This window comes from Achromobacter semiaridum, assembly GCF_053543755.1.
The window spans coordinates 128,053-134,873 of the sequence record NZ_JBLVOL010000028.1 but is presented as its reverse complement, the minus strand read 5'-3'; the positions used below and the strand labels follow the sequence as shown (position 1 = coordinate 134,873).

General features: G+C 64.9%; 5 protein-coding genes. 4 read left to right on the top strand and 1 reads right to left on the bottom strand.

Annotated features, from left to right (window positions below; all coding sequences use genetic code 11):
• A partial coding sequence (locus tag ACNPP0_RS09455) for a RelA/SpoT family protein (protein WP_448705700.1) occupies positions 1-1,967 on the top strand: 1,967 nt, incomplete at its 5' end.
• Positions 1,968-2,004: 37 nt separating this feature from the next.
• On the opposite strand, the gene ACNPP0_RS09450 is transcribed toward ACNPP0_RS09455, so the two are convergent.
• Entirely contained in the window at positions 2,005-3,318 is a 1,314-nt protein-coding gene (locus ACNPP0_RS09450) for an MFS transporter (RefSeq protein WP_332610685.1), read from the bottom strand.
• 133 nt (positions 3,319-3,451) lie between these two features.
• Between ACNPP0_RS09450 and argE the strand changes: the two genes are divergently transcribed.
• From argE to trpA, 3 genes are all read left to right on the top strand, one after another.
• On the top strand, positions 3,452-4,603 hold the full coding sequence (argE, locus tag ACNPP0_RS09445) for an acetylornithine deacetylase (RefSeq protein WP_448705699.1): 1,152 nt from the start codon (positions 3,452-3,454) through the stop codon (positions 4,601-4,603).
• Between the two features lie 126 nt (positions 4,604-4,729).
• Positions 4,730-5,929, top strand: coding sequence for a tryptophan synthase subunit beta (trpB, locus tag ACNPP0_RS09440; RefSeq protein ID WP_448705698.1), 1,200 nt, complete (start codon positions 4,730-4,732; stop codon positions 5,927-5,929).
• Positions 5,930-5,933: 4 nt separating this feature from the next.
• On the top strand, positions 5,934-6,797 hold the full coding sequence (gene trpA / locus ACNPP0_RS09435; protein WP_448705697.1) for a tryptophan synthase subunit alpha: 864 nt from the start codon (positions 5,934-5,936) through the stop codon (positions 6,795-6,797).
• Positions 6,798-6,821 lie beyond the last annotated feature (24 nt).

The following is a 6,821-nucleotide window of genomic DNA, read 5'->3' as shown; positions in this document are numbered from 1 at the left end:
CGCGCGCGCTGTTGCGCCTGGGCGTGGTGGCGCGCCAGGCCAGCGACGCCGAAGCCGAAAGCGGCTCGCAAAAAGAAATGCAGCGCAAGATGCTGTTGGCCATGGCGGCCGATCTGCGCATTGTGCTGATGCGTCTAGCCTCGCGGCTGCGCACCTTGCGCTGGCATGCCGAAAGCAAGGCCCCTTGCTCGACCGATTTTGCGCGCGAGACGCTGGACCTGTACGCCCCGCTGGCCAACCGCCTGGGCATCTGGCAAATCAAATGGGAAATGGAAGACCTGTCTTTCCGCTTCCTGGAGCCCGACCGCTACAAGCAGATTGCGCGCCTGCTGGAAGAAAAGCGGGTCGAGCGCGAGGCCTTCATCGCCGGCGCCATCGACCGCCTGCAATCGGCGCTGACCAAGGCGGGCATTGATGCCGAGGTCAGCGGCCGGCCCAAGCATATCTACAGCATCTGGAACAAGATGCGCGTCAAGCGTCTGGACTTTGCCCAGATGTACGACCTGCGCGCGCTGCGCATCATCGTCGAGGACGTGCGCGCCTGCTACACGGCGCTGGGCCTGGTGCACGAGATGTGGACGCCGCTGTCCAACGAGTTCGATGACTACATCTCGCGGCCCAAGCCCAACGGCTACCGCTCGCTGCACACCGTGGTGGCCGACGATGACGGCCGGCCCTTTGAAGTGCAGATCCGCACGCGCGAAATGCACCAGTTCGCCGAATACGGCATGGCCGCGCACTGGCGCTACAAAGAAGCCGGCGCCAAGGGCGGGCAGGTGGCCGCGTCCAGCGAATACGACCGTCAGTTGGCGTGGATGCGCCAACTGCTGGCCTGGAACAGCGATGTGGAAGGCGGTGGCCAGCCGGGGCAAGACTCCGGCAAGCCCGATGCCGCCAAGGCAGACACCGGCAAGGCCACTTCAAGCAAGCCCGGGTCCAGCAAGAACCGCAACCTGGTCAAGCCGCCCGCCCACACGGACGAACGCATCTACGTGCTGACGCCCCAGGCGCGCGTGATCGAACTGCCCGCCGGCGCCACGCCGGTGGACTTTGCCTATCACCTGCATACCGATCTGGGCCACCGCTGCCGGGGCGCTCGCGTTGACGGCCAGATGGTCCCGTTGCAGACGCATTTGTCCACGGGCCAGACCGTCGAGATCATCTCCGCCAAGTCGGGCGGGCCGTCGCGCGACTGGCTCAACCCGCAGCTGGGTTTTCTGGCCAGCCCGAGGGCGCGCGCCAAGGTTCGGATGTGGTTCAACGCCATTGAATTGCAGCAGCGCATTACGCAGGGGCAGGCGCTGGTTGAAAAAGAACTGCAACGGCTGGGCAAGACGGCCGTCAATCTGGAACAACTGGCGCAGACCCTGGGTTTTGCCCGCGCCGATGACTTGTACGTGGCGGCGGCCAAGGAAGAATTCAGCCTGCGCCAGATCGATAGCGTGTTCCAGCAACCTGCGCCGGCAACCGAACCGCAACCGGCCGCGCTGCGCCACGCCAGCGCGGGCAGCGCCGAGAAAAGCGGCAAGAGTGGCGTGTTGGTGGTGGGCGTGGGCTCGCTATTGACGCAATTGGCGCGCTGCTGCCGTCCGGCGCCTCCCGATGCCATCGCCGGCTTCGTGACGCGCGGGCGTGGCGTGTCCATCCATCGCTGCGATTGCCACAGCTACCAGGCGCTGGCCGCGCGCGAACCCGAGCGCGTCATCGAGGTTGCCTGGGGCGAGACGTCGGATACCTTCTATCCCGTGGACATCAGCGTGCGCGCGCACGACCGGCCCGGCCTGTTGCGCGACCTGTCTGAAGTGTTCGCGCGCTTGCGCTTGAATGTGGTGGGCGTGAACACGCAAAGCAAGCAATCGCTGGCGCATATGGTGTTCACGGTGGAAGTTCGCGGGGGCGAATCGCTGTCCCGTGCACTGGACGCCCTGGCCGAAGTGGCCGGCGTGTCCTCGGCGTCGCGCCGCTAGGGCACCCCCAAGGCCGGGCGGCCATGGGGGCCGTGCTTTAGTGATCCAGCTTTTCGTGCGCGCGCTCGCGCATGAAGAACGAGGCGATCAGGCCCAGTGCCACGCCGAACATCACGTAGTAGGCCGGGGCCATCGGCGAACCGGTGGTCTTGATCAGCCAGGTCACGATGAACTGCGCGAAGCCGCCGAAGATCATCACGGCCACGTTGTAGGCCAGGGACAGGCCCACGGACCGCACGCGCGCCGGGAACAGTTCCGCCATCACCGTGCTGAACACGCCAAAGAACGCCGACACGAAGATGCAGACTACGATCTGCACGGTCAGCAGGCGGCTGATCGACGGCGCATCCGACAGCCAGTAGTACAGCGGATACAGCACCAGCAGATAGCCGATCAGCGAACCGATCACCAGCGGGCGGCGGCCGATACGGTCGGACCAGGCGCCCATGAACGGCGTCATCAGCACCATCAGCGCGGCGCCGGCCATCTGCACCATGAAGGTGTCCTTCAGCGGCAGCTTCAGGATCTGGGTCGAATACGTGACCAGATACGTGAAGGTGATGTAGATGGACACGGTGGCGGTCACCACCAGGCCCACGCCGATCAGCGTTTCGCGGGTGTGGGTCTTGACCATCTGCACCAGGCTCAGGCGCTGCACTTCACCGCGCGCGGCGGCCTGGCGGTCTTCTTCCTGCATCTGCTTGAAGACTTCGGTTTCGTCGATGTTCTTGCGGATATAGATGGCGATGGGAACAATGACCAGGCCGAAGGCAAACGGGATGCGCCAGGCCCAGGCCGCGATCTGTTCTTGCGTGAAGAACTCGGTGATCAGGGTGCCGCAGGCGGCGCCGATCAGCAGCGCCAGCATCTGGCCGGCCATTTGCCAGGACCCGTAAAAGCCGCGCTTGCCGTTTGGCGCCATTTCGATCAGCAGGGCCGTCGACGTGCCGAATTCGCCGCCCGCCGAGAAGCCCTGCAACAGGCGGGCGATCAGGATGAAGATCGGGGCCAGGATGCCGGCTGCGTGGTAGGTGGGGGCCACCGTGATCAGCGCAATCGACACGGCCATCAGCGAGGTCACCATCACCATGGCGGCCTTGCGGCCTTTCTTGTCGCCGTACATCCCCAGGATGATGCCGCCCACCGGGCGCATGAAGAAGCCCACGCCGAAGATGGCCGTGGTCATCAGGATGGCGTTCAGTTCACTGCCGGGCAGGTTGGGGTCGGTGGGGAAAAACAGCTTCGCGATGATCGGCGTCATGAACGCGAACACCAGGAAGTCATACCATTCGAGGGCGTTGCCTATGACTGCGGCCACGATGTTGCGTGTGGGAACTGCTTTGTGCTGCACGGTTTCTCCTTGGGGGCGTAATTCAATCCGGCGACATTCTAGGCGCTTAACCGGTGAACGGTCGGCCCCACCGTCCAAGACGCGGGCGCTTCCTGGCTTTACACTTGTCACTTTTCCCCCAAAGAGAAGTGACATGAACGCGCGCACCTGGCTGGAAACGCTGGTGGGTTTCGATACCACCAGCCGCAATTCCAATCTTGCCCTGATCGAAACCGTCCGTGATTGGCTCAAGGGCCAGGGCGTGGACGCGTGGCTGGCGCACAACCCCGAGCGCACCAAGGCCAACCTGTTCGCCACTTTGCCGGCGCAAGACGGCAACCAGCAGGGCGGTATCGTCCTGTCGGGCCACACCGACGTGGTGCCCGTGGATGGCCAGGACTGGAGCACGGACCCGTTCAAACTTGTTGAAAAAGACGGCCTTCTCTATGGGCGCGGTGCCTGCGACATGAAGGGTTTCATCGCCGGTTCGCTGGCGCTGGTGCCGGAATTCATGGCCATGCCGCGCAAGAAACCGATCCACCTGGCGTTCTCGTACGACGAGGAAGTCGGTTGCGCCGGCGCGCCGTACATGCTGGCCGACCTGCACGAACGCGGCATCCGCCCGGAAGGCTGCGTGGTGGGCGAGCCCACCGGCATGCAGGTGGTAGTGGCGCACAAGGGCATCAACCTGTTCCGCTGCAAGGTCCACGGCAAGGCCGCGCATTCGTCGCTGACCCCGCGCGGTTGCAACGCCATCGAATACGCGGCGCGCCTGATCTGCCGCATCCGCGACCTGGCCGACAGCTTCAAGGCCAACGGCCCGTATGACCAGTTCTACGACGTGCCGTTCTCCACGATGACCACCAACCAGATCCGGGGTGGCATCGCCGTGAACACCATCCCCGAGCTGTGCGAATTCACCTACGAATTCCGTAACCTGCCGGGCATGCAACCGGACCAGATCCAGGCAGAAGTCGAAAAATACGTGCGCGATGAGCTCTTGCCGCGCATGAAGGCCGAATTCGACGGCGCCACCATTGAAATCGAAACGGGCGCCGCGGCCCCCGCGCTGGAAGCCTCCGAAGAAGCCGCCATCACCCAGCTGGTGCGGGCGCTGACCGAAGACCGCAGCACGCGCAAGGTGGCCTATGGCACCGAAGCCGGCCTGTTCCAGGGCATCGGCATCCCCACCGTGGTCTGCGGCCCGGGCCATATCGAACAAGCCCACAAGCCCAACGAATTCGTGGCGATCGACCAAATGGCGTCTTGCGAGACGTTCCTGCGTCGCCTGGGCCAGTCGCTGTAAGCGGGTGGCGGGCGGGGAGGGGACCGTTGCGCGGACCCCGGCCCCGGCCGGCTCAGGTAAAATGACGGGTTGCAAACCGGATTTGCGGCTGGCAGTGGCCTGCCGCGATACCGGGGGAGATGCTTGGTGAAACCTTACGACTTTCCGGATGCCCAGGGCCACTTTGGTCCCTATGGCGGTGTTTTCGTGGCGGAAACGCTGATGCACGCGCTCGATGAGCTGCGCGCCTCCTATGACCATTACCGTGTCGATCCCGCCTTCCTGGAAGAGTTCAACTACGAACTCAAGCACTTTGTCGGCCGGCCCAGCCCGGTCTACCACGCCCGCCGCTGGTCGGAAATGGTCGGTGGTGCGCAGATCTGGTTCAAGCGCGAAGACCTGAACCATACCGGCGCGCACAAGGTCAACAACTGCATCGGCCAGGCATTGCTGGCCAAGCGCATGGGCAAACCGCGCGTCATCGCCGAAACGGGCGCCGGCCAGCATGGCGTGGCAACGGCTACCGTGGCCGCGCGCTACGGCATGGAATGCGTCGTCTACATGGGTAGCGAAGACATCCGCCGTCAGGCCTCGAACGTCTACCGCATGAAGCTGCTGGGCGCGACGGTGGTGCCGGTCACCTCCGGGTCGCGCACGCTGAAAGACGCGCTGAACGAAGCCATGCGCGACTGGGTCACCAACATCGAAAACACGTTCTACATCATCGGCACGGTGGCGGGGCCCGATCCCTATCCGCGCATGGTGCGCGACTTCCAGACCGTGATCGGCAACGAATGCCTGACGCAGATGCCCGAAGCCATTGGCCGCCAGCCCGACTACGTGGTCGCGGCGGTGGGCGGCGGGTCCAACGCCATGGGCATCTTCCACCCCTACATCCCCTACGAAAACGTGCGCCTTATCGGCGTCGAAGCCGCGGGCGAGGGCATGGACAGCGGCAAGCACGCCGCTTCGTTGGCGGCGGGACAAGTCGGCGTGTTGCACGGCAACCGCACCTACGTCATGCAGAACGCCGATGGCCAGGTACAGGAAACGCATTCGGTGTCGGCCGGCCTGGACTACCCCGGCGTGGGTCCCGAGCATGCCTGGCTGAAGGACTCGGCCCGCGCGGAATACGTGGGGATCACCGACGATGAGGCCCTGAAGGCGTTCCATGACTGCTGCCGCATTGAAGGCATCATGCCGGCGCTGGAGTCGTCGCACGCTATTGCCCAAGCCGTGAAGATGGCCGCCACGCTGCCGCGCGATGCGGTCATTCTGGTCAACTTGTCGGGCCGTGGCGACAAAGACATGCATACCGTCGCCGAACGTGCCGGTATCGAGCTCTAACACCATGACAACTCGCATTGATCGTATCGCGGCCGCGTTCGCGCGTACCGCCGAATTCGGCCGTTCCGCGGCCCTGATTCCGTATATCGCGGCCGGCGACCCGTCGCCCGCGGCTACGGTTGCCCTGATGCACGCGCTGGTGGAAGCCGGCGCCGACATCGTCGAACTGGGCGTACCGTTCTCCGACCCGATGGCCGACGGCCCCGTGATCCAACGCGCCGCCGACCGCGCCATCGCGCAAGGCGTGGGCTTGGCCCGTGTGCTGGAGCTGGTGGCCGAATTCCGTCAGCGCGATACCACCACGCCGGTGGTGCTGATGGGCTACGCCAACCCCATCGAACGCATGGGCCAGGCTGAATTTGCCGCCAACGCCGAGCGCGCGGGTGTGGACGGCGTGCTGGTCGTGGACTATCCGCCTGAAGAGGTCATCGACTTCGCTGCCACGCTGGGCAAGCATGGCATCGCCCCCATTTTCCTGCTGGCGCCCACCTCCACCGAAGCGCGCATCCAGGCCGTGGCAAAAGTGGCGCGCGGCTATGTGTATTACGTGTCGCTCAAGGGCGTCACGGGCGCCGGGTCGCTCAACACCGACGACGTTGCCGAGCGCGTGGCCGTCATTCGCCGCCACATGGGCGACATTCCGGTTGGCGTGGGCTTTGGCATTCGCGACGCCGAAAGCGCGCAGCGCGTGGCACGCGTGGCCGACGCCGTCGTCATTGGCAGCAAACTGATTGAAACAATGGAGCAGGCGGTGGCGGATGCCCCGGCTGCCCAGCAAACCAACGCTGCGGTTACCGCCGCCAGCGGCTGGCTGCGCACCATCCGGCTCGCGCTGGATCAAGTAAAACGAGACGACGCGTCGGCCTGAGCGGCCGGACGCGACCTCTAACGG

Coding starts and splice junctions, on each gene's coding strand:
- trpA (WP_448705697.1), top strand. CDS start 5,934: ATGACAACTCGCATTGATCGTATCGCGGCCGCGTTCGCGCGTACCGCC.
- argE (WP_448705699.1), top strand. CDS start 3,452: ATGAACGCGCGCACCTGGCTGGAAACGCTGGTGGGTTTCGATACCACC.